Annotated in this window: 15 protein-coding genes; 7 read left to right on the top strand and 8 right to left on the bottom strand. The window is 36.1% G+C overall.

The window, feature by feature from the left end; translation table 11 throughout:
* Nucleotides 1-34: 34 nt before the first annotated feature.
* From ACH2AZ_RS10375 to rlmB, 5 genes are all read left to right on the top strand, one after another.
* Complete coding sequence (locus ACH2AZ_RS10375) at nucleotides 35-2,989, top strand: SusC/RagA family TonB-linked outer membrane protein (protein WP_394907795.1); 2,955 nt, start codon at nucleotides 35-37, stop codon at nucleotides 2,987-2,989.
* 6 nt (nucleotides 2,990-2,995) lie between these two features.
* Nucleotides 2,996-4,399, top strand: a complete 1,404-nt coding sequence (locus ACH2AZ_RS10370) for a RagB/SusD family nutrient uptake outer membrane protein (protein ID WP_394907794.1) — start codon at nucleotides 2,996-2,998, stop codon at nucleotides 4,397-4,399.
* A 12-nt stretch (nucleotides 4,400-4,411) separates the two neighbouring features.
* Entirely contained in the window at nucleotides 4,412-5,206 is a 795-nt protein-coding gene (locus tag ACH2AZ_RS10365; protein WP_394907793.1) for a hypothetical protein, read from the top strand.
* A gap of 107 nt (nucleotides 5,207-5,313) precedes the next feature.
* A complete protein-coding gene (locus ACH2AZ_RS10360; protein ID WP_394907792.1) occupies nucleotides 5,314-7,254 on the top strand; it encodes a S8 family serine peptidase in 1,941 nt (646 codons plus the stop codon).
* Nucleotides 7,255-7,330: 76 nt separating this feature from the next.
* Nucleotides 7,331-8,062 carry a 23S rRNA (guanosine(2251)-2'-O)-methyltransferase RlmB gene (gene rlmB / locus ACH2AZ_RS10355; protein ID WP_394907791.1) on the top strand — a complete coding sequence of 244 codons (732 nt, stop codon included), beginning with the start codon at nucleotides 7,331-7,333 and terminating at the stop codon, nucleotides 8,060-8,062.
* On the opposite strand, the gene ACH2AZ_RS10350 is transcribed toward rlmB, so the two are convergent.
* The gene (locus ACH2AZ_RS10350; protein ID WP_394907790.1) at nucleotides 8,059-8,838 is read right to left on the bottom strand and encodes a rhomboid family intramembrane serine protease; all 780 of its coding nucleotides are present in this window, start codon (nucleotides 8,836-8,838) and stop codon (nucleotides 8,059-8,061) included. The genes rlmB and ACH2AZ_RS10350 overlap by 4 nt on opposite strands.
* A 74-nt stretch (nucleotides 8,839-8,912) precedes the next feature.
* Here ACH2AZ_RS10350 and ACH2AZ_RS10345 point away from each other — a divergent pair, with 74 nt between their 5' ends.
* Nucleotides 8,913-10,190 (top strand): replication-associated recombination protein A, encoded by a 1,278-nt coding sequence (locus ACH2AZ_RS10345; protein ID WP_394907789.1) that lies wholly within the window; start codon nucleotides 8,913-8,915, stop codon nucleotides 10,188-10,190.
* On the opposite strand, the gene ACH2AZ_RS10340 is transcribed toward ACH2AZ_RS10345, so the two are convergent.
* From ACH2AZ_RS10340 to ACH2AZ_RS10315, 6 genes are read right to left on the bottom strand one after another with little or no spacing between them, the layout of a single operon-like run.
* Nucleotides 10,184-10,945: a hypothetical protein gene (locus ACH2AZ_RS10340; protein ID WP_394907788.1), complete on the bottom strand. Its 762-nt coding sequence runs from the start codon at nucleotides 10,943-10,945 to the stop codon at nucleotides 10,184-10,186. The two genes, ACH2AZ_RS10345 and ACH2AZ_RS10340, sit on opposite strands and share 7 nt — an antisense overlap.
* 9 nt (nucleotides 10,946-10,954) lie before the next feature.
* On the bottom strand, nucleotides 10,955-11,632 hold the full coding sequence (locus tag ACH2AZ_RS10335) for a YjjG family noncanonical pyrimidine nucleotidase (protein WP_394907787.1): 678 nt from the start codon (nucleotides 11,630-11,632) through the stop codon (nucleotides 10,955-10,957).
* Complete coding sequence (locus ACH2AZ_RS10330) at nucleotides 11,625-12,914, bottom strand: DUF7033 domain-containing protein (protein WP_394907786.1); 1,290 nt, start codon at nucleotides 12,912-12,914, stop codon at nucleotides 11,625-11,627. The genes ACH2AZ_RS10335 and ACH2AZ_RS10330 overlap by 8 nt, the downstream gene beginning before the upstream one ends.
* Before the next feature lie 6 nt (nucleotides 12,915-12,920).
* Nucleotides 12,921-13,616 carry a DNA repair protein RadC gene (gene radC / locus ACH2AZ_RS10325; protein WP_379043496.1) on the bottom strand — a complete coding sequence of 232 codons (696 nt, stop codon included), beginning with the start codon at nucleotides 13,614-13,616 and terminating at the stop codon, nucleotides 12,921-12,923.
* A 36-nt stretch (nucleotides 13,617-13,652) separates the two neighbouring features.
* Nucleotides 13,653-15,008, bottom strand: a complete 1,356-nt coding sequence (gene murC / locus ACH2AZ_RS10320; RefSeq protein ID WP_394907785.1) for a UDP-N-acetylmuramate--L-alanine ligase — start codon at nucleotides 15,006-15,008, stop codon at nucleotides 13,653-13,655.
* Between the two features lie 42 nt (nucleotides 15,009-15,050).
* A complete protein-coding gene (locus ACH2AZ_RS10315; protein ID WP_394907784.1) occupies nucleotides 15,051-15,785 on the bottom strand; it encodes a tetratricopeptide repeat protein in 735 nt (244 codons plus the stop codon).
* A 106-nt stretch (nucleotides 15,786-15,891) separates the two neighbouring features.
* Between ACH2AZ_RS10315 and ACH2AZ_RS10310 the strand changes: the two genes are divergently transcribed.
* Complete coding sequence (locus ACH2AZ_RS10310; RefSeq protein WP_394907783.1) at nucleotides 15,892-22,404, top strand: MG2 domain-containing protein; 6,513 nt, start codon at nucleotides 15,892-15,894, stop codon at nucleotides 22,402-22,404.
* A 73-nt stretch (nucleotides 22,405-22,477) separates the two neighbouring features.
* Here the strand turns inward: ACH2AZ_RS10310 and ACH2AZ_RS10305 are convergent, their stop codons facing one another.
* A complete protein-coding gene (locus ACH2AZ_RS10305) occupies nucleotides 22,478-23,002 on the bottom strand; it encodes a DUF4136 domain-containing protein (protein WP_394907782.1) in 525 nt (174 codons plus the stop codon).
* Nucleotides 23,003-23,031 lie beyond the last annotated feature (29 nt).

Here is a 23,031-nt window from a genome sequence, read left to right as displayed (position 1 = left end):
TTTTTGACGTTGGCTAATTCAAATAAATTACAAAATGAAAACAAAGTTTAGTGGAATTTTGACGCTATTTCTAGCGTTTATGGTGCAACTATCGTTTGCCCAACAAAAATCAGTTTCCGGAACGGTTACCGACGACACCGGTATGCCGTTACCAGGAGTTAACATTATTATTAAAGGAACGTCTTCTGGTACTCAATCAGATTTTGATGGTAATTACAGCTTAAATGCTACCCAAGGAGATGTTTTAGAATTTACTTACATTGGTTTCCAAACTCAACAAGTTACTGTTGGTGCAGCAAACACTTACAATGTATCTATGAAAGCAGGTAACGAGTTAGACGAGATCGTTGTGACTGGTTACTCAAGCATAGACAAAACAAAGTATGCGGGTTCTATTTCAACCGTTAAGGCTGAGGCATTAGAGTCTGTGCCAATTCCTTCTTTTGACCAAGTATTACAAGGTCAAGCAGCAGGTCTTCAGGTTTCTGCAGGTTCTGGTCAACCAGGTTCATCTGCACGTGTTAGAATTCGTGGTAACGGATCTATTAATGGAGATAACAACCCATTATACATCGTAGACGGTATTCAAATTGGGGCGGCAGATTTTTCTGCTTTAAACTCAAACGATTTTGACCGAGTAGATGTATTGAAAGATGCAAGTGCAACCGCTCTTTACGGATCTCGTGGAGCAAACGGTGTAATTGTAGTAACTACTAAGAAAGGTTCTTTCTCACAGGCTACAACTTTCAACTACAAATCGTCAATTGGTTTTTCTGAAATTAGTGAACCTCGGTTTGATATGATGAACTCTAGCCAGTTATTAAATTTCCAAAGAACTATCAATCGTGGTGTAGGAGCTGGTTTAACCGATGCTCAAATCGCTGAGTTAGCTCAAGTAAATACCGACTGGAGCGAGCAATTCTTTAGAACTGGTGTAATTAATACACAAGAATTAAGTATGAGCGGAGGTAATGAAAACACGCGTTTCTTTAGCAGCGCCCAGTACTTAGACCAAGAAGGTTTAATAAAGCGTTCTGGATTACAACGTTTTACTTTACGTAACAACTTAGAGCACAGACCAAACGAAAAAACACAAATTGGTTTAAACACCCAGTTAGCGTTTACCAAACAATCTAGAATTGACTCGGAAGGTTCTGTTACCTTACAAAACCCTTTTGCTGCCGCTTATTTAGGATCACCTTACCACCCAGTATATGACGAAAACGGAGATTTCGCAACTGGTGGAGGACGTGTAGGTCCCAATGCATTAGAGCACTTATTAAGAAGTGATAACGATCGTTTAAGAACTAAGATTGTAGCTTCTGGTTTTGCCAAGAGAGAAATCTTTGACAATGTAACTGCTGGAATCAACTTAGGGGTAGATTATGAGCAGACTAACATTGTTCGATTTACAGATCCTAACACAGAATACGGTCGTACTACTACTCCTGGAAATGCAGGACGATATAACGAAGCTAACTCATACAATGCCAATTTCACTTCTACTACCAACATTGGTTATGCTAATACTTTTAATGAAAAGCACGACTTCAGTATAGACGGCTATATAGAGTATTTCAAGAATCATTTCAGATCTAGTAGTTTTACCGGCTACGGAATCAATGAACTATTAGTTGGTTACCCAGGTGGTATCACTGCTGGTACTCCAGATAACGAACTTATCCCTACTGTAGGCGGCTCAGATTACGAAGAAGGTTTATTCTCTTATTTCGCAATTGCTGATTACGGTTACGATGATAGATTTGGTATCGGTGCTTCGATCAGACGCGATGCTTCTAGTTTATTTGCTGATTCAAACAAATGGGCAACTTTCTGGTCTGTAGCAGGTCGTTGGAACATTAGTGAAGAGGCTTTTATGCAAGATGTAAGCTTTGTTGATAACTTAAAATTCAAAGCAAGTTATGGTACTTCTGGAAATAAAAATGCGATTACCGCTTTTCAATATGCTACTGGATACGGACAAGTATCTTATGCAGGTCAACCAGGATTTGCCCCTACCAACATTGGTAACCCAGATTTAAGATGGGAGGTTTCCAAACAATTGAACACTGGTTTTGATTTCGATTTATTCGATTATAGACTATCAGGAAGTGTTGAATATTACAACAACTTAACTACAGATTTATTTGTAAATTATAACTTAAGTGCTACCTCAGGAACTACTGCTATTCAAAGTAATAATGGTGAAATGAGAAATGCTGGGGTTGATTTATCACTAAACTATAACCTTTTAAGAGGTGAAGGCCGTGATGAAGTAAACATCAACTTAAGCTTTAATGGTAACTACAACAAAAACGAAATCGTTGATTTAGGACAAGTTAACGAGTTTGAGCTAGGTACTTCCATTATCCGTGAAGGATTGCCATTAGGAACTCACTACATCGTTGGATGGGCTGGAGTAAACCCGGCAAACGGACAACCATTGTATACCGACAAAGACGGTAACGTAACCAACGTATACTCTGAGGATAACTCTAGAGCAGATTTTGGAAGCTTTAACCCTGAGTATACAGGTGGTTTTGGTGGAGATATTTCTTACAAAGGTTTCACCTTATCTACATTGTTCACTTTCCAGGCAGAATACTACCGTTTCAACAACCAAACTTTCTTCCAAGAAAATCCTAACTTTGCACAGTACAACTTAAGTACTAAAATGTTAGATATGTGGCAACAACCTGGTGATGTAACCGAAGTACAGAGCTACCTTTACAACAGAGAGTTTACTTCTAAAGATATCGAAGATGCATCTTTCTTAAGATGGAGAAACGTAACTTTATCTTACAACTTCTCTGATGACGTAGTAGATGCTTTAAAATATTTCAAAGGAATCCGCGTTTATGGTATGGCACAAAACTTAGCCACTTGGACCAAGTTTACAGGTTTTGATCCTGAAGATGATAACAATATCGCACAGTACGAATACCCTACTCCAACAACCATCACTTTTGGTGTAGACTTAAAATTTTAATCTCCTATGAAAAATATATTTAAATTTAAATTAATTTTACTGGCCATTCTTACCATGGTATCTTGTAAAGATGCTTATGAGGTTGAGCCAAAAGATGAAGTGTTTGAAGAGAACGCTTTCAATACTGTTGATCAGTTAGAGACCGGTTTATACGGAGTGTATAGCGGTATATCAGGATCTGCATTAATCGATTTTACCTCAAAGTTTGTTGATGACTTAACAATCGCGGCTTCTAACCGTGGACAGGGAATTCAAGTATTTACTTGGTCAATCAACTCAGGTACAAATGAGCCAGAATCAATCTGGAACAACTATTACCTCGTGATCAACCGTGCTAACCGTATTTTACGTGCAGCAGAGGGAGTTGAGGCTAATACAGAAGCAGAGCAAGAGAAAAAAGACCGAATCATTGCTGAATTGCACGCTATTCGCGGATTTGCGCACTTCGATTTAATGCGTCTTTATTCTGCAAGCTACGAGCCTAATGCTGAGTCTGTGCCAATCGTAGACCGTGTTTGGGTATACGAGCAGCCGGCTAGAAATACTGTTGCAGATGTAGCAAAATTTATTAGCGATGAATTCAAAGCGGCTCAAGATATATTTGCTACTTTACCTGCCTCTACAGACATCAACAGAATGTCTAGTTTAGCAGTTAGCGCTTACCAAGCTCGTTTGGCTTTGTATACGGGAGATTTACCTGGAGCCATTAATTTTTCTACAGAAGTAATTAATAACTCTATTTTAGCTACTACTCAAACTGAATACTTAGGTATTTGGGCAGATGAATTCACTAGTGAAACTTTATGGCAATTAGCCAGAACACCTGGTCAAGGAGCAATTGGTACTTTATTTACCGACACCAACGGAGATGTTTTCTTTAATGTTTCTGAGGAAATGTTAAATACATTAAACAACAACGATTGGACAGATGATCATAGAACATATGCTGTATTAGATACACAAAACTTTGATCCAGCCAACCTACAAGTTGGTAAATACTTAGGTTCAGAAGCTAATCCATTTTTAAATAATATAAAAATGATTAGAACTTCAGAAATGTATTTAATTCGTGCAGAGGCATATGCTAGAGATAACCAATTAGGTTTAGCCTCTGCTGATATGGAAACTTTAAAAAATGCAAGAAAAGATATTACTGTAACTGTAGGTTATGCTTCGCAAGCTAATGCTTTAGCAGATATTTTAGAAGAAAGAAGAATTGAATTAGCTTACGAGGGGCACAGAATGTTTGACTTGAGAAGATATGACTTAGGTGTAGACCGTTTACCTAACGATTGTGATAACGCTGCTGGAGCTTGCTCATTAGATAGCGATGATTATAGATTTGCTTTACCAATTCCACAATCTGAGCGTTTTGCAAATGATAACATTTCACAAAACCCAGGTTACTAAAAAATTAAAACTATGAAAAAATTATTTTTATTATTATTTGTAGCTTCATTCGCATTTGTTTCTTGTGATGAGAATGAAGATCCACAAACTTATCAGGGTGATAGTTTAACCTATTTTGCTGATGGAACAACAAGTACATTTTTTGTTGAAGAAAATGCTACTGAAGGATATAAAATTCCTGTTGGTGTAACCGACAAAGCTGCTACCGACAGAACTTTTACCGTTAGTGTTGATGCAGATTTGACTACTGCAACACCAGATCAGTATAGCGTTGGTACTTCTTTTGTAATTCCTGCGAACGAGCACATTGGATATATTGAAGTACAAGGAGATTATGACAATATTGCTTTAGAAGGTTCTATTCTTGCTTTAAAATTAGAAAGTATAGAGGGCTCTAATATTGCAGATTTCGATAATGTATACCAATTGAAATTAAGTCAGTTTTGCCCATTTGATATCGCATTAGAATATAACGGAACTGCCTCTATTGTAGGTCAAGGTACTGTAAATTCTTACGATGTTGAATTGGTTCCTACTGGCAACTTAAATGAGTACAACGTAGCCACTATTTGGGGAGACTTCGTAGCAGCGGCTACCGGAAACCCATCGTATGCAGGAGAGTATCAATACGCTGGAGTGTTAAGCATTGATTGCTTAGGCGTAGTAACCTATTCAAGTGATGAAGCCAGCCTTCCTGGAGGTACTGGTAGTTACAACGAAGGTACAGGTAATTTCACTATTATCTTAGACCAGGAGTTGTTTGAAAATCCTTTCCAAGTAGAGGTTGTTTTAACACCAAAAAACTAAGAGTATTTCTCTAACGGTTTTAAAAGGGCTAATCAAAATGATTAGCCTTTTTTTTATTTACATTTTCGTTTTTCTAAAAAAAATCTTAAATTGTGCAAAAAAATTTTATGAAATTAAATAAACTATTATCACTGGGTTTTGTTTTAACCTCTGGTTTAGCTTTTTCTCAAACAGCAAGCGAGGTAAGAGAAATTCAGAAACAAAACCAACCTATTAAAATAGAATTAGCTAAAGAGCTTACCAGTAACCTCGAAGCTAAAAGAAATGCGGCCAGAAAAAAAGCTGAAAGTTTTGGTATTTCTACTGATAAAATGGAAAACAACAAACGCTATAATTTGGTAGGTTTTGAAAACGGTAAACCTATCTACCGCACTACACATAATCTCGATGCAGCCAAGTCAACTCGTGCTAGTTTTCTATGGCAAGGAGGCCCTTTAGGATTAAATCTAGAGGGGCAAAACATGACGATAGGAATATGGGACGGGGGTCGCGTACGAAAAGATCACCAAGAATTTGCTACTGCTTCAGGCTCTAGAGTTGTATTAGGAGATGCCACGCCATTTAATCAAGATGAGTTTGATTCACACGGTACACACGTAGGAGGGACCATGGCTGCGGCAGGAACAAATCCTAACGCTAAAGGTATGGCTCCCCAGGCTACTTTAGTATCTTACAACTGGACCTCAGATTTAAGCGAAGTAGACACAGAAGCACAAAACGGCCTCTTAATTTCAAACCATTCTTATGGTATTCCTGTAAACGATGGTGGAAGTCAAAATGCTCCTACCTGGTTGATGGGTTGTTATGACACACAAGCTCGTCTATGGGATTTAAAAGCAAATGCCTACCCGTACTACTTAATGGTAGTTTCGGCTGGTAATGACGGACAATCGAGTTACCAAGGCGGTTTAAGGGCTGGATATGATAAATTAACCGGAGAGAAGAACGCCAAAAATAACCTAGTAGTAGGAAATGCACAAGACGCAAGTGTTGATCCAAGCAGCGGTGAGCTTTTATTTCCTGTTTTTATTAATTCAGGAAGTAGTCAAGGACCATCTGATGATGGCCGTATAAAACCAGATGTTGTAGGAAACGGTACACAGTTATTTTCGCCAGTTGAGGCGTCTACAGCTTCTTACGCCACCTTTTCTGGAACTTCAATGGCTGCTCCAAATGTTGCAGGAACATTAACTTTAGTTCAACAATATTACAATCAAGAAAAAACTAATTTCATGTTGTCTTCTAGTTTAAGAGCCCTTGCCATTCATACTGCAGACGATTTAGGTAACACCGGACCAGACGCTAGATACGGATGGGGATTAGTAAATGCAAAAAAAGCGATTGAAGTAATTCAAGATTCTCAAACAGATAACGCTAGAATTGAAGAAGTTGATCTTGACAATGGAGACACTTTTACTTTTACCGTAACTAAAGATCCTAGTCAAGATTTACGCGTAACAATTGCTTGGAACGATCCTGCAGGAAATGCTAAAGACGGACAGTTGAATAGCCCTACCCCTGCCCTTGTAAACGATTTAGATTTACGTGTCACCAACCAAGCTACTAATACTACTTTATTACCTTATCGCTTAAACTTAAGTAATGTTGCGGCACCAGCCACTTTAGGTGACAACACTGTTGATAACGTTGAAAGTATTCTTGTTGAAAGTACAGATGCGAATACTTACGAAATAAAGGTAAGCCATAAGGGTTCTTTGAGCGGAAGCAGCCAAATGGTAAGTATCGTAGTATCTGGAGTACAATCTACTAGCTTAAGCGCAGAACAGGTTACTCTTTCAGAAGATATTTCAGTTTGGCCAAACCCTGTACGTGGAGCTAGTGATATAAATATTGCTTTGGGAGATAATATCAATGCTAATGCTCAAGTAAAATTATATGACTTACAGGGAAGATTAGTAGCCAATAAAGATTATGACAATACTTACGGTAATCTAAAATTATCTACAGCGTCTTTGCAACGTGGTGTTTATATTTTACAAGTTGGTGTTAACGGAGAAAACTATCAACATAAGATTTTGATAGAGTAAAACCTATTTAATTTAATTTATAAAAATAGGGTTTGATTAAATCAAACCCTATTTTTGTTTTTTAATAAATATTAAAATGAGTACAATTATATTTGGCATACATGCCGTACACGAGGCAATTAAAAGCAATCAAACCCTAGACAAAATTTTTGTGGATGCTGCTGTACAATCAGCAGGAATTAAGGAAATCTTAAAGTTGGCCGAAAATGCCAGTGTACAAATTGCATACGTACCTCATCAAAAAATAGATAAATTAGCTAAAAATGGTAATCATCAAGGGATCGTAGCAAAAATTTCACCAATACAATTTCATAGTCTTGAAACTATATTAGAAGAAAATCAGAAAACAAAAAAATCTAAATTGTACTTAATTCTAGATGGCGTTTCAGACGTACGCAACTTTGGAGCTATTATTCGTACGGCAGAAAGCGTTGGGGTTGACGCTATTATTTTCCCCAAACAAGGTAGTGCATCTATAAATGAGCAAATGGTAAAGACCTCTACAGGTGCCATATTTAATATCCCTCTATGCAAAGTAGACCACACCAAGGATGCTTTATTTTATTTAAAATCATACGGCATAAAAACCATAGCAGCCACCGAAAAGGCCTCTAAAATGGTATATGATGTAAATTTTAGAGATTCTATAGCCATCATTATGGGAAGTGAAGGCAAAGGTGTTTCTAAGGCAGCTTTGAAAATGAGTGACGATAAAGTAAAACTACCAATTTTTGGCGAAACAAGTTCGCTAAACGTATCGGTTGCTTGTGGTGCAATTTTATTTGAAGTTGTTCGGCAAAGGCTCTAATCATTTGTCGTAGTAGTAACCCAGAAGTTGTGGTTAACTGAATCGTCCTTATTATTATCTTTATCTAATTTTACATCTACCTCTTTATCACTTAATAGGGGCGGTTGACTTGGTACAAAGTTGCCATCGGCATCAAAATGTTGCATAAAGACATCTTCCGCTTCGTTATAATCTGGCTTTTGCCAATCATAAACCGGTAGTTTTTCAATTACGCGAGACTTAAAAAAAAGAGCTAGACCCAAACCAGCAATAAAACCAGCCAAATGTCCTTCCCAACTCACTCCGCGTTCACCTGGAAAAAGACCCCAGACCAAACTACCGTAAACAAATACCACCAAAAGAGCTAAGGCAATTAACCTATAATGCTTAGACCAAATACCTTTAAAAAATAAAAAACTAGCCAACATATAAATGATGCCACTTGCTCCTATATGCACGCTTCCAGACTTCCCCAAAAGCCAAGTTAAGACACCCGCTATTAAAAATCCGTAAAGAAGTACTTTACCCGCTATCGGCTTGTAGAAGTATAAAAGACTCATTAATAATACAAATAACGGAATGCTATTGTTGTATAAATGATTTATGCTCCCGTGTATAAAAGGGGCACAAAAAACACCTATTAATCCTTTTAAGGATTTTGGCCCTACCCCATATGAATTTAAATTAATATGAAACTTTATTTCAAACCAATATACTATCCACAGTAGTAGTACACTAAATAATGGAATTAATAAGGTACCCGCAGACCAAGTGTGAATTTGTTTTTGATTTTGCATACAGAAAGGTAATCAAATTTTTAACCAAAAACTTATTCCAGTAATATTGTCAGTTACTTTTGTACTTTTGCATTATGAACACACCATTAGCCGAACGCATACGTCCACAGAATTTAGAGGATTATATCAGTCAGCAGCATTTAGTGGGGCCACAGGGTAGCCTAACACAACAAATTAAGCAAGGTATCTTGCCTTCTTTATTATTTTGGGGTCCGCCTGGAGTGGGTAAAACCACGCTTGCACAGATTATTGCACAAACAGCTGATCGACCTTTTTTTACTTTAAGTGCAATAAATAGTGGTGTGAAGGAGGTGCGAGAGGTTATTGAAAAAGCCAAAAAGCAAGACGGATTGTTCACGACCAAAAACCCTATTCTATTTATAGACGAAATACATCGCTTTAGCAAATCACAACAAGATTCATTATTGGGGGCGGTAGAAAGAGGTATCATCACTTTAATAGGCGCGACCACAGAAAATCCAAGTTTTGAGGTAATACCCGCATTGCTCTCTCGCTGCCAAGTATATACGCTTAACCCATTTAGCCAAGACGATCTTAAAGAATTACTCAAACGGGCCCAAGAGAAAGACGAATATTTAAGTAAAAAATCCATTGAAATAAAAGAGTATGACGCTTTATTTCGAGCGTCGGGCGGAGATGCACGAAAATTACTTAATATCTTTGAGTTATTGGTCAGCAATTCTACCGAAGATCCGGTGGTGATTACTAATGCTTTAGTAAGCCAACAAATACAGAGCAATCCTGCTAGGTACGATAAAACGGGCGAACAACATTATGACATAATTTCGGCTTTTATAAAATCTATACGTGGTAGCGATCCCAACGCAGCTGTTTATTGGCTAGCTCGAATGATTGAAGGTGGCGAAGATGTAAAGTTTATCGCTAGACGCTTAATAATTTCGGCAAGTGAAGACATCGGATTAGCGAACCCAACCGCTTTAATTCTAGCGAATAATACTTTTCAAGCCGTGAGCACGGTAGGTTTGCCTGAAGCCAGAATTATTTTAAGTCAATGTGTAATCTACTTAGCTACATCGGCAAAGAGCAATGCCAGTTATATGGCCATAAATAAAGCCCAACAGCAAGTGAAACAAACCGGAGACCTACCAATACCTTTACACTTACGCAACGCACCTACAAAGCTTATGAAAGACTTAGGGTATGGTAAGTCGTACAAGTATGCTCATGATTACAAAAACAATTTTGTAGAGGAAGAGTTTCTTCCAGACGCCCTTCAAGGTAAAAAATTTTACGATCCTGGGGATAACACTCGCGAAAGCTCTAATTTAAAATTTTTAAAACAGCGTTGGGGAAATAAGTACAATTATTGACTTATTGCAGTGAGTATTATTTTCTCTTGTTTACCCGTTTGCATATTAAAATATTCAACAATTAAATCTTGATTGGTATCGATTTTTAAACTTCCATTTATATCAGCCGAGTTAAAAAGATACTGTTTATCTGAATTTTCGGTAATAACTGCTTTTCTATTTCCTTCCGCGTCAAGCAATAAATAGCCTAGCTCAATTTTTTGTAATTGATATCTTTTTCCTTCCCAATTGTATTGTGGGGCTAATTGTTTTTGAATTGATTGCTTTTGCTGCAGCTGAGTTTCATGCTGCTCGCCTTTCTTTAAAGGTTCATAGGCGTATCTATATCCGCCAAATTTATCAAAAGCATCGCGTAAAGCCTCTTGATGTGCTTTATCAAATTTTTTCTCTCTACTACTGCCCTGAGCTTTATATACAATTTGATTTCGACAATCATAAAACACCAGTGTAACCTCTGTAGTAAAAGCAAACATACCTCCTTGAGTTAAAACGCTAGCACGTAAATTTAGGCAAGGATCTTGTTGAGCCGCTATTGGTAAAGTTTCATTATCCATAAAGACATTAAAACCGTGCTGCTTTAACAAGTGTCTCGTAAGTGAGGATAGCAAATACTCATTTTCTTGTTTAGCCGAATCGAACTGAACCGGAACAATAACATTTTCATAAGCATTTAATTTTCGAATCTCGCTTTCTTGTGCTTTAACTGAAATAAAATATATCGAAAAAAATAGTAGTGCTAAAAATTTTAATTTCATAAGTATTGTTTAAAAGAATTGTTTTAATTCGTTAAAATGTAAAATTTTATTCCCCGTATGAGGAATTTTATTTTCAGGATCAAATAAAATAGACTTAAGGCCAAAAGATTCTGCACCCAGTATATCGGCCTCTAAATTATCGCCAATCATAATACTCTGTTGTTTTTGTGCATTGGCCTTATTCAAAGCGTGCTCGAATATGGCCGGATTGGGTTTTTTAACGCCTACGTCTTCTGAGGTAGTCAAAGTAGTAAAATAATGGCTTAGATTAGAGCGCTTTAATTTTATAGCCTGCACTTCTTTAAAACCATTAGTAATAATATGCAACCTCAACTCTTTTTTTATTAATTCTTGTAACATTTGTTCTACACCGTCAAAAAGATGATTGTTCAATGGCAAATGCTCGATATACGCTTGAGACAAAACGTGAATCAAATCAGGCTCTATAGTGTAACCCGATGCTAGCATCGCTTCATTTAATCTATTAAAACGCAGATCTTCCTTACTTATTTTTTCTTCTCTAAAGAGCTTCCAATATTTAAAATTTATAGGTACATAATGCGTTAAGAAATGTTCTAAATCGACAGGAACCCTATTTTTTTTAAATATATCTTGAAAAGCTAAGGCGGAATTCTTCTCAAAATCCCACAATGTATGATCTAGGTCAAAAAATACATCTTTAATCATTGGTTTGTAATTTTTCTAGAAGGGATAAATACTTTACTTGTTCATCCCACGGATCTAATAGTGCATTTTCAATCAAACACAAAAATTTACCATTCACCTCGCGCACTTTACTATTCATTGCCTCAATTCTCACTTTTATATCAAAAAAAGAAAACTCTTGAAAACAGAGACTGCTTAATGCATAAGGGTGAATAGTCAATGGGGAAATTCTTTCAAAGTTAATATCATAATATAAAAAGGGGGTGCAGGTTCCTGCCCTAAAACCTGGATGCTTAGGGTATCCCATAGAAAAATCCTGACTAATTTCTAATTTATCTAAATTGTTGTAAAATTGCGGCAGGTTGACTCCATATTGAAAACTTAAAACACGGGACAAAGGAGTATTTACAATATTTTCCCATCTTTTCTTTTCCTTTCGTAAAATCGCTAATTTATCAATTGCATCAAAACCAGGCAACAAACCTAAAACGCCATAATCACCCATAGACTTTATAAGCGCCTGATAGCTCAATTTGTGAAAACTTATATTTTTATTTTGCAATGAAAAATCAGATAACTGAAAAAAAAATGTCCACTGCATTTTATGCAATCTAGCCCGTTCAATAAGCCTATCATAAATGTCGTAAGGATCACTTTGTAAAAAAATTAAAGTTTTAATTCTTTCAAGGCTCGGTTTAAACTGCAATTTAACAATATCTCTTACCAACGCGCCTAATGTTCTTACAATACCTTTCTTTTTATACTTAAATACTTCTTGCACCACCATTATTGAGCTTGCTTGGTAGGTTCTTTGAAGTGGTAATTTTTTCTCGAAGCGGTTTTCAAGTAGATCTCTAAACTTTAAAGTCCATAAATCTATGACGGGCAATTCTAAAAAATCTTCCTTGAAGGCTAAACTTTCCTGAAAAGGAAATCGTCCTAGCTCATCTTTCACATGAGGCAAATATTCTTCATATCGACTAAGTAGAAAGAAACTGGCTGCAAAAATATCAAAGGGCACATCACTATCTTGACTACATTTAAAAAAACAAGGTAAGCCCTCCCAATCTCCAATATTTATTTCAATATCTTGAATGCCTTGTTGATCAAGTAAATCGTGTTGCTGTACAAAAAACTCATTTCCCAATTTTTTTTTACCGTAAGAGATTTTCAACCCTGGATGAGCGATAAACTCTTCAATCTTTGAAGTAAACTGAATTTCATAACCTAATATAGAATTGAGCAGGTGCTTAAATGTATATGAAATTCGGGGAGTAAGTGTTTTTACATAAATTAAAAACATGGGCTATTAAATAAGTCCTTCATTAGCGAAGCTAAAGTAAGCATTTTCGGTTACAATGAGGTGATCTAGTACTTTTATATCTAAGCTCTCACCTGCTTTTTTAAGTTTTAGGGTCAAGTTTTTATCCGCCATGCTAGGCTTTAGATTCCCAGAAGGGTGATTATGCGCCAAAATTATACTCACTGCATTTTCTTCTAGAGCCTTCTTAAACACTAAACGTACATCTACTAAAGTACCAGTTATTCCGCCTTTGCTCAATTGAAATGTACATAAAACTTTATTGCTGTTACTTAAAAACACTACCCAAAATTCTTCGTGCCCTAAATCACCTATTAAGGGCTGCATCAAATCAAAAACAGAATCGCTTGAGGTAATTTTAACCCTTTTTTTTGGCTCCTCTGCTCTTCGTCTTCTACCCAATTCTAAAGCAGCCACAATACTAATTGCCTTTGCTTCTCCTATACCCTTGAATTTCATGAGTTCCTTAACGGATTTTTTCCCGAGAAGGCCCAACTCATTCTGACTAGCTTGCAGAATTCTTTGCGATAAAGTTACGGCACTTTCTTCTCGATTACCAGAGCCAATCAGAATGGCCAAAAGCTCGGCATCTGAAAGGCTTGTCTTGCCTTTTAACAAAAGTTTTTCTCTAGGCCTATCAGATTCTGCCCAATATTTAATTGAAAAGGAGGTAGATTCAGTCATGTGTAATTAGATAAGTATCTAAATTACAGCATAAAACTAAGATATCCAAGCCTTTACTTCTTCAAAATCAAGCCCTCCGTAATTTCCACTGCTCATGAAGAGAACCGCATGATTCTTAAAAGAATATTTTTTTAAAAATGCCTTAAAGGCTTGTGGATCCGTGTAAACTTTCAAGTTTTTATGTCTAAAAGCACTTTCAATAGCTCTAGCATCAATCTGAGGTAAACCTTTTAAGGCCACGGCTTCGGGCGAATAAAAAACCACGACCTCATCGGCAGCATCAAGTGTGTGGGTATACTGAGTTAAAAATTCGGCATTTAAGCTGCTGTAAGTATGTAACTCTAAACAAGCCAATATCTTCTTGCCTTTATATTGTTCTTTTATAGCTTGAGTTGTTGCCTTAACCTTAGAGGGACTATGTGCAAAATCTTTAAAGGCCACACATTTTGTATTTTCTGCAATGCGCTCCAATCGTTTTGAAGCACCTTTAAAACTAGCAATGGCTTCATAAAAGTCTGACTCATCAATACCCATATGTTGACAAACCCATTTAGCACCAGCTAGGTTATTAAGATTATGTTTGCCAAAAACCGCTACTGGCATAAAACCCTCAGGCGTATCTATTAGCGTTTCTCCTTCCTCTATGTTATACAGAGGTGTTCTATAAGGCTGTTTTCGCGTAGGATTTTGTGCGGCTTCTGCAATAGCTTTTACTGCTTCATCTTCCTCATTATAAATTAAAATACTTCCGGGTACCATTGTTTCGGTAAAACGACTGAATTGCTCTTGATAATTTTCTTCTGTAGGAAAAACATTAACGTGATCCCAAGCTATTCCACTTATCAAAGCAATATTAGCCTTATACCAATGAAATTTCGGTTTAAGATCTATGGGTGAAGATAAGTACTCATCACCCTCTAGCAAGATAAAATCGTTTTCTTGAGTTAGATGCACCATAGTATCAAAACCTTCAAGTTGTGCCCCAACCATAAAATCTACTTCTTTTTCGTGGTAATGCAAAACGTGTAAAATCATTGAAGTGATAGTTGTTTTACCATGGCTACCTCCTATAACCACACGAGTTTTGTTTTTGCTATGTTCATATAGAAACTCTGGATAAGAAACAATTTTTAAGCCCAATGTCTTCGCTTTTTGAAGCTCTGGATTATCTTTTTTGGCGTGCATCCCCAATATAACCACATCTATTGCTGTAGTAATTTTTTCAGGAAACCAGCCCATCTGTTCTGGTATTAAATTGGCTTTTTGCAACCTCGACTTACTGGGTTCAAAAATAGCATCATCACTACCAGTTACTTTTTCTCCTTTTTGATGAAGTGCTAATGCCAAATTGTGCATAGCGCTTCCGCCTATAGCTATAAAATGAATATGCATAAAAAAATAATTCTAGCGTAAAGATATTAAATGACAGTAGTATTAAGAAGATTTTGCCATAAAAGCATGCCAATTTTCTTTAGGATGTGCTCGAATTGCTTGTTGGAGCAAAGCATTAATTTTTTCTCGAGTAAAATTCGCCTGTTTATATAGTGCTAAGAGTTTTTGATAACAGGTTACAGAATTGCCTAATTTTAAGGCTTTAACTAAATATTTTTCTGCTTGCTTATAGTTTTCAATTTCTTTATACACGTGCCCATAAGCTAGGTATCCATCAATTTCACTTATTGCCTTTAATTCATTAGCATAGCCTAAAGCCACATCTGTACCACCACCTAAAATTTTAGGAAGTTTTAAATAAAGTTCTAATAAAGCCCATCTTGCTCCTAGATGCGTTTTATCTAAGGCAGCCGCACGTTTTAAATAATGTTTAATATCTGAAATATAAAAAGCAGCCTGAAACTTTGATAGCTCCAAAGCTTTTAACCCCAAAGCACCACCATATTTATAATTATAATTAGCATTATCAGGTTTTTCTTTAAGCAGCAAGTCATAAAAGTGAAGCGCTTTGTCCCATTTTTTTTCATGGGCTGCAATATCTCCTAAATATTCACAAGCCTTAAAATAATTCTTTGAAATGGGTTCAACTTGCATCAGTTGGTTTTTAGCCAACACCCATTGCTGGTCTTTGTAATAAGCCTTTCCCTTTTCAAATGCAGTTTGGCCGAACAGCGTAAAACAGCACAGAAAACATAGGTATGATAGTAAATTCTTCACGGCGTAAAAATAGCAAAATTGAGACCAAATTGAAGATTAACTCAACTAAATTAGATATTTAAAAAGTTTAATCTATTTATGTATCTTTAAAAAAATTAGAGATTTTATGAAGAAAAGATACATTTTAGGGTTGTTATTGGTGCTTACTAGCCAACTTCAGTTTGCTCAAAAAAGCTTCGAAAAACGTTGGTCGACGGTTGAGCAATTGGAGCAAGAAGGAAGATTAAGTAGTGCCCTTGAAAAAGCCGAGTTAATTTTAAAAAAAGCAGATAAAAAAGAAAATGCTTCTCAATTTATAAAAGCTTTTCTCTATGTTTCTAAATACAAACTCCTTTTAAAAGAAGAAAGTCATTATGAAGTTTATCAAGACTTCTTAACTGAAATAGAAAAACAACCAGCCCCTACTAAGCAAATCCTATATTCTTTTCTAGCCGAAAATTTAAATGAATTCTATCGAGCAAATAGAAGGGCTATCGACAGAAGAACACCGGTTCAAAATCCATCCAATGATTATAGGTTATGGGATGCTAAACATTTTAAATATCAAATTGATTTTTACTACAACAAATCGCTTACTAAAAAAGAACTATTGCTAGCTACAAACTTAAACGCACTCGAGCCAGCGCTACATTACGGTATTAATTATAATCGTTTTAGAAGTACATTATTAGATTTACTCTCAAATCGTTATTTAAATTACTTGAAGCAACAGTCTCCAACCAAGACTAAAATTGACATAGACTTAATCGAGTCAAATAATCTTTATGCTCTACCAGAAAAATTTTCTCAATTACAGTTACCGAAAGACACCGCCAATAGCAGCTTTATTAAAAGATTAGAAGTGTACCAGCATTTAACACGACAGCATCAGAAAAACCAAAATAGAAGTTCTTTACTAGTAACTACCTTAGAACGTTTAAGCTTTATAAAGGACCAGGATCACCGAAGAGATCGAAATACGCTTTATAAAAACGCAATTCTAATTCTTAAAAACGAGGTGAAATCCGATAAGGAGCTCGCTTGGATTCATTACTACCTAGCTCGATTTTATTTAGATGAAGCCGAAAAAAATAGTCACCCCGATTATTTAAATAAAAGTCTAACCCATCTTAAAAAAGTTAAAGAAATTGCCCCAGACAGTTACCCTGCTGTAGAATCTTCGCATCTCGAGTATGTGATTTTAGATAAAAAATACCGTGTTACCATTAACAACAAGCCATTAGCCCATAAAAAGTTTAGAGCTCTTGTACATTATAAAAATATAGATAGCTTGTACGTACATATTTATAAATCTAAGTTACACCACTCTAAATATCCGCACACTAAGCAAGACTCTGTGATTAAAGCCAATTACGCGCGTGCTAAAAAGCTTAGTTTGCAATCCTTTTCTCTGCCAAAAAAAACAGATCATTATACCTACTCAACAGAAATTCTGCTTGAGGCCCTACCTGCAGGGGATTATTTAGCCATTTTTACTAAAAAAGAAAACTTGAATTTTGAAAGTGAGGAATTTCTATACCATAATTTTAAAGTAACTGATTTAAGCCTTACCAGTTTTAATTTGAGCCCTAATCAACAAGTCTATATTGCTAGTAGAACCTCGGGTAAACCCATTAAAAATGCAAAAATTCACGCTAAGAATAGACCAAACGAATACTACAGAACCAATCAAAAAGGGCTAGCTACTATACCTGCACCAGCTATAAATAAAACCGAGAGACTCCCCATAACTATTACAAAAGATGGCGACACGTTGCAGACTGATCTTATTTTTTTTAAACAAAATTTTGATGAGGATAGCCAGAATGATTTCTTATTAAAAGGGAGCTTATTTACAGATCGCAGCATCTACAGGCCTGGACAAGAGGTACACTTTAAAGCAATTTTGACCGAACAAGGAAAAAAAATACGCAAAACAGTTGCTAACCAAAATATTACCATCTATATGCGTAATGCAAATCATCAAATAATTGATAGTTTGCAAATTACCACCAATTCCTATGGCTCTGGACATGGAAAGTTTAAACTGCCAGAAAATGGCCTTACGGGAAGTTATAACTTAATTTTAAAAGAAGAATTAGCATCAGATAGCACCTATGCTGGTGCAGATTGGAGAGGAACTTATTGTTATTTCAACGTTGAAGAATATAAAAGACCCCGCTTTGAAGTTCTCTTTGACAGCATTAAGACAACACATGTTATAAATGATTCTATTTCGTTAGGCGGAAAAGCCAAAGCATATTTCGGCGGAAGCCTAACACAAGCTAAGGTAACTTACACGATAGACCGTGAAGTATTTAATTCTTATCGATATAGTTTACCCTATCAAGAGATCAAGAAAAAACGATTATACAAGGGGGCAACAGCAACCGATGCAAACGGGAATTTTAAAATTGAATTTAAAGCCTTGGCTCCTAATCATATTAAATCTGATTTAAAACCCATTTACACCTATACTATAAATGCGGTTGTAACCGATGTAAATGGTGAAACACAAAGTGCTTCTCAACAAATTCGTTTAGGGTATCACGCAGCAGATGTTTATTTTGATTTACCCAATAATTACTCTAATGTTGTAAGTTTAGATAAAAATGCAGCCATACTAGTAAAAGCTACCGATTTAAATGGTTTACCAACCAAAGTAGATGGATATCTCTATTTATACCAATATAAAACACCAAACCGCAACTTGTTAAAAAGGGATATTCCTTTACCTGAAATACAACAAATACCTTACAATGAGTTTATTAAAAATTTTCCGCATACAGCATACGACAGTTTAGATTTAGCCGAAAAATGGCCAAAAACTGAAATTTTAAAAATTCCTATCAAAATAAATCAAACAGAAAGTATAAACCTTGCAGCTTACCAAAAGCAACTTAAAAGCGGACAGTATCTTTTAGCTTATAAAGGCGAAGATATCCGTGAACTTCCCGTTGAAGTAAACCGACGAATTACCCTGGTCAACCCCAATCGGCCAAATTTAAATCTTGATCAAAAAACCATAAATTTTGATTACGACCTGGACCAAGAAAAAAAGCAAATAAGGCTTGATTTTAAAACCTCGTTTAAAAATTTACACTTATTAACCAATCTAACTTTCGGTGATGGTAAACTGCAACAAGAGGTTATGCATTTAAATCAAAATAAAAAGAGTATCATTCTTTCGATCCCTAAAAATGCGAAATACCTACATTTAGAGTATTTTTACAACTACTTGGGACGTTACGGAAATAAGCGCCATAAAATTGAACTTCTCCCCCCAACTAAAAACAAAACAAAGCTAAAATTTGAAGTTTTACATTTTCGTGATAAACTTGAACCCGGTCAAGCCGAACAATGGCAACTTAAAGTTTTAAATCAAGATGGAAGTCCAGCTGAAGCGGAAGTACTCGCGAGTATGTATGACGCTTCTTTAGATCAATTTCAACCTCATCGCTGGAGGAATGTATTACACCATAATTATTTCAAACCTGAAAAAAATGGACTTCCCCACAGTGTCAATCATTTAGGACACTATAACCAAGTTTACATTTCAAGGACTACTCAACATTTGAATAGCAGTGGGTATAATTTTTTCTCACCGAATTATGCTAATTTTAATTATTTTGGTTACCATTTTATTTACACCAGCCTAACCAACAAAACCTATTTAAAAGGACTGGCTGTAAATAAATACCAAGCCAAAAACACACCCCAAGGCTATATTGCAGGTAAAATCACCGACCGTTTAGGCACAGCCTTACCAGGTGTACAGGTTTTTAACCAAACAAAAAAACAAGCAACTTTAAGCAATTTTGACGGGTACTTCATTCTGAAAGGAGAACCTAGCGACTTATTGTTTGTTAGATATATAGGACATAATAAAGCACAAATTATAGCTAAAAAATACAACAACCTTACATTAAAGAATGGATTTGTTCACAACAATGATAAAATCATAAGCTTTTATAGCGCTGCTGAATACAGCTCTGAAGAAGTAAGTTCTTCCATTTTATCTGATAATTATCCGAGGTTCAAAGATCTACTTCAGAACAAAGCCCTAGGTCTAAAGCTTGTAGGAGGAGGTTATGGACAAGTGGGTGCTGCTACAAGGGTTCGTATCCGTGGTAATGGCAGTGTTTTAGATAAGGTACCGCTGTATGTAATAAACGGCAAAATAATTGACGCTAGCAAGTTTAAAGACATACCAGCAGATCAAATTATCGATATGCAAATGCTTTCGGGAGCCAGTGCTAAAGCTCTATATGGTGCTCAGGCCGTTAATGGCGTTGTGCTTATCACAACCAACCAAGAACCAAAAGATCAACTGCAACAAATAGAGGCGCGCACTAACTTGAATGAAACCGCTTTTTTCTTGCCTCAATTAAAAACCAACAAAAAAGGAGAAATCATCTTTAATTTTAAAAGTCCAGAGGCATTAACAAAATGGCATTTTCAAGCTTTTGCTCACGATAAACAGCTTAATCAAGATAAGTTAGACCTTTATGTCAATACCCAGAAAAAACTTAACCTCATTCCTAATTTTCCTCGATTTTTTAGAAGTAAAGATAGTTTAAGTATTTCGGCAAAAATTAGCAATCTCTCGAATGAAGCGATAGAAGGAATCATTCAACTGTCTTTCACCAATAAGGACCAAAGCCCCGTAGACTTATTCACAAATTCACAACAAATTAAAAACTTCAGTCTAAACGCAAAAAATAATACCGAGGTAACCTGGAAAATAGCCATTCCAGAAGGGCTTTCGGCTGTCAAGTATCGTATTGTAGCAAAAGCCGATAATCTAGGCGATGGTGAAGAAGGGCTTATACCTGTGTTTACCAATCGTGTTTTAACCACCGAAACACTGCCCATTTGGGTTAATCCGAATGAGCAGAAAGAGTATAGTTTTAATAGTTTAAAAAATAATAATTCAGTAACCAAAGAAAATCACCAGTTGGTTTTTGAGTATACCTCAAATCCGGCTTGGACCAGTTTATTGGCGCTACCTTATTTAGTAGAATATCCGCACGAATGTTCAGAACAAATATTTGCAAAATTTTATGCGAGTCATCTTACAAAGCTAATGCAAGAATTAAACCCGGAAATTAAAAAGGTATTGCATCAATGGCAAAAGAATAAAACCACTATTCCCGATTGGCATAAAAATACCGATTTAAAACAAATGCTCTGGGAAGAAAGCCCCTGGCTAAAAACAGCAGGAACCCCAGCGGAACAACAAAAAAGAATTGCAGAAGTACTCGACATAGAAAGAACGCAACAAAATATTCACCAAGCCTTAAAAAAACTATCTAACCTACAACTTGATAACGGAGGCTTTCCTTGGTTTGGGGGCGGTCGTGCCAACAGATTCATTTCTCTGCACATTTATGCTGGATTAGGCAAACTTCAGAAGTTAGATTCCGCAATAGCTCAAATGCCAGAGGTTAAAAAAATAACAGAGCAATTAGCCAGCTATTTAGATTTTGAATTTCTGCAGCCAAATGACAGTGAAAAAATGTACTCGTTCACCACATCAGCTATTCAATACGCTTATGCTAAAAGTTGTTATGACCTAAAAGCTACGGCCGATTTTAAACGCTACATAGAAGCTATGTTTGAAGCCTATGAAGATAATTGGACGTCTTTGACTATACAATCACAGCTAAACCTTGCTATTTTAGCGCAGCGTCATAAAAATACAGATTTGGCAAAACAGATTTTAACTGCTCTGCGAGAAAGTGCTGTAATAAATACAAAGCACGGAATGTATTGGAAAGAACTAAAGAAAAATTATGGCTGGCACAATGAACCCATTACTACACAAGTTAGGGCCATTGAAGCTTTCGCGGAAATTGCAGGAGATAAAAAAACGATTACGAAACTCAAAACTTGGTTAATACGTCAAAGAAAAAACCAAGCTTGGCACTCAACAAAAGCTACTACAGAAGCTATTTATGCACTACTTATTTACGGAGAGCAAGCAACACTGCAAAAAGAATCTCCTAACATAAAAATTGGTGAAGAAAAAATTAGCTTTGACAATTCCAGCGCTGCCGGTTATGTAAAAAAAATATGGCAAGGCAATTCTATTACTAAAGAACTCGCCAATATAGCTATTAAGAATAATTCAAAAACCGCACAGTATGGCGCAATGTATTGGCAGTATTTTGAAGAGTCTGATGCCTTGCAAGCCAGTAACCAAGAAAACCTTAAGATTGAGAAAGAATTGTTCAAAAATGTAGAAACCCCTGAAGGGAGTGTATTAAGGCCCATATTGGTAGATCAACTTCGTGTAGGAGACTTAATTAGGGTTCGTTTAATAATAAAGGCAAAAGAAGATTTTAATTTTATGCATTTAAAAGATAGCCGTGCAGCTGGTCTAGAACCAGTTGATGTTATATCCAAATACAAATGGCAAGATGGTTTAGGTTATTACCAGAGCACAAAAGATGCAGCAACACACTTCTTTTTTGATAAAATACCGGCCGGCACTTATGTAATCGAATACAACCTAAGGGTGGTTAATGCAGGTAGTTTTTCAAATGGGCTATCCGAATTGCAAAGTATGTATGCACCAGAAATTAAAGTACAATCCAAAGGTAAACGACTTGAATTATTGCCACGAACAAAAAATTAAATATGACCTGAATTTCTAATTGTAGGCAAAAAAAAGCGATTAGGGATAACCTAATCGCTTTTTTTATAAATTGTTATTTTGGTGGAAATTCCTTTACGCCTTTACTGATTAGGCGATTAAAAAATACTTGTTTTTCTTTTGGATTCATTTGCCTCTTATAGTGATCTTCTACAACCGCTTGCCAAAATAATTCGTTGGTTTGAGCCTGACTAAAATTAAGACTTAAACTCAATATGGTTTTGGTTGTACTTATTGGTATGCCTCCTGAAACCCCACCGCCAACGTGGCCTCCACCACCACCAAAGCCAATTCCTATTTGAGAGTTGTTACGCTGTTGAAACACGTCGGTTTCTAAAAGAATTTTAAAATCGGGATTACTGCTTTTTACATAACCTTGTTGGGCTAAGTGGTCTTCAACAGCTTTTATAAGGCGTTCTTGGTCTAGCTCATTTAAATGATCAGCAGCAATATTATGTTGAGGATAAAACTGATAAGTGCGATAATTTTGGAAATTTACTTTAGCATCATAATCTACATAAACCTTCGGACCGCAACTCATCAAAAACAAACAAAAAACCAAACTTAAAATACGTGTCATGCTAATAAATTTACCACAAGATACTGAAA

This window comes from uncultured Mesonia sp., from assembly GCA_947499595.1.
Lineage (GTDB): Bacteria > Bacteroidota > Bacteroidia > Flavobacteriales > Flavobacteriaceae > Mesonia > Mesonia sediminis.
Note: the sequence above shows the minus strand (reverse complement) of the source record. Positions and strands in the feature narration are given on the sequence as shown.